Origin of the sequence: Streptococcus infantis, from assembly GCF_000963255.1 — a bacterium.
In the GTDB taxonomy this organism is placed as follows: domain Bacteria; phylum Bacillota; class Bacilli; order Lactobacillales; family Streptococcaceae; genus Streptococcus; species Streptococcus nidrosiense.
Map to the genome: position 1 here is coordinate 1 of NZ_JYOV01000025.1, position 1,893 is coordinate 1,893.

The following is a 1,893-nucleotide window of genomic DNA, read 5'->3' on the forward strand; positions in this document are numbered from 1 at the left end:
GCTGTAACACCAGTTACAGATCCAAGCAACTTGACTGATGCTGAGAAAGCTAAGGTAGCTGATGAAGTTAAGAAATCTAACCCAACAGCTAAAGATGTTGAAGTAGGTAAAGATGGAACAACTACAGTGACTTACCCAGATGGCACCACAGCCGTAATCCCAGCAGCTAAGACAGTTAAGAAATCAGATGATAAAGCTGTTAAGGATCCATCAGTAACCCCAGTTACAGATCCAAGCAACTTGACTGATGCTGAGAAAGCTAAGGTAGCTGATGAAGTTAAGAAATCTAACCCAACAGCTAAAGATGTTGAAGTAGGTAAAGATGGAACAACCACAGTGACTTACCCAGATGGCACCACAGCCGTTATCCCAGCAGCTAAGACAGTTAAGAAATCAGATGATAAAGCCGTTAAGGATCCATCAGTAACCCCAGTTACAGATCCAAGCAACTTGACTGATGCCGAAAAAGGTAAAGTAGCGGAAGCAGTTAAGAAATCAAACCCAACCGTGACTGACGTTAAGGTTGACAACGATGGTACAACAACTGTAACTTACCCAGATGGTACAACAGCCGTTATTCCAGCAGATAAGACAGTTAAGAAATCAGATGATAAAGGTACTAAGGATCCATCAGTAACCCCAGTTACAGATCCAAGCAACTTGACTGATGCGGAAAAAGGTAAAATAGCAGAAGCAGTTAAGAAATCAAACCCTACAGTAAGTAAGGTAGAAGTTGGTAACGACGGTACAACAACTGTAACTTACCCAGATGGCACAACAGCCGTTATCCCAGCAGATAAGACAGTTAAGAAATCATCTGATAAATCTGTTAAGGATCCATCAGTAACCCCAGTTACAGATCCAAGCAACTTGACTGATGCGGAAAAAGGTAAAGTAGCAGAAGAAGTTAAGAAATCAAACCCTACAGTAAGTAAGGTAGAAGTTGGTAACGACGGTACAACAACTGTAACTTACCCAGATGGCACAACAGCCGTTATCCCAGCAGATAAGACAGTTAAGAAATCATCTGATAAATCTGTTAAGGATCCATCAGTAACCCCAGTTACAGATCCAAGCAACTTGACTGATGCGGAAAAAGGTAAAGTAGCAGAAGAAGTTAAGAAATCAAACCCTACAGTAAGTAAGGTAGAAGTTGGCAACGATGGTACAACAACTGTAACTTACCCAGATGGCACAACAGCCGTTATCCCAGCCGATAAGACAGTTAAGAAATCATCTGATAAATCTGTTAAGGATCCATCAGTAACCCCAGTTACAGATCCAAGCAACTTGACTGATGCGGAAAAAGGTAAAGTAGCAGAAGAAGTTAAGAAATCAAACCCTACAGTAAGTAAGGTAGAAGTTGGCAACGATGGTACAACAACTGTAACTTACCCAGATGGCACAACAGCCGTTATCCCAGCCGATAAGACAGTTAAGAAATCATCTGATAAATCTGTTAAGGATCCATCAGTAACTCCAGTAACAGATCCAAGCAACTTGACTGATGCGGAAAAAGGTAAAGTAGCAGAAGAAGTTAAGAAATCAAACCCAACAGTAACTGACGTTAAGGTTGACAAAGATGGCACAACAACTGTAACTTACCCAGATGGCACAACAGCTGTAATTCCAGCAGATAAGACAGTTAAGAAATCAGATGACAAATCTGTTAAGGATCCAACAGTAACCCCAGTAACAGATCCAAGCAACTTGACTGATGCGGAGAAAGCTAAGGTAGCAGAAGAAGTTAAGAAATCAAACCCTACAGTAAGTAAGGTAGAAGTTGGCAACGACGGTACAACAACTGTAACTTACCCAGATGGTACAACAGCCGTTATCCCAGCAGATAAGACAGTTAAGAAATCAGCTGATAAAGTAGTTACAAATCCATCA

Annotated in this window: 1 pseudogene; it reads left to right on the plus strand. The window is 41.2% G+C overall.

Features of this window, described 5'->3' with window-relative positions:
* A pseudogene (locus TZ96_RS10805) lies at positions 1 to 1,893 on the plus strand (hypothetical protein); the annotation flags it as partial.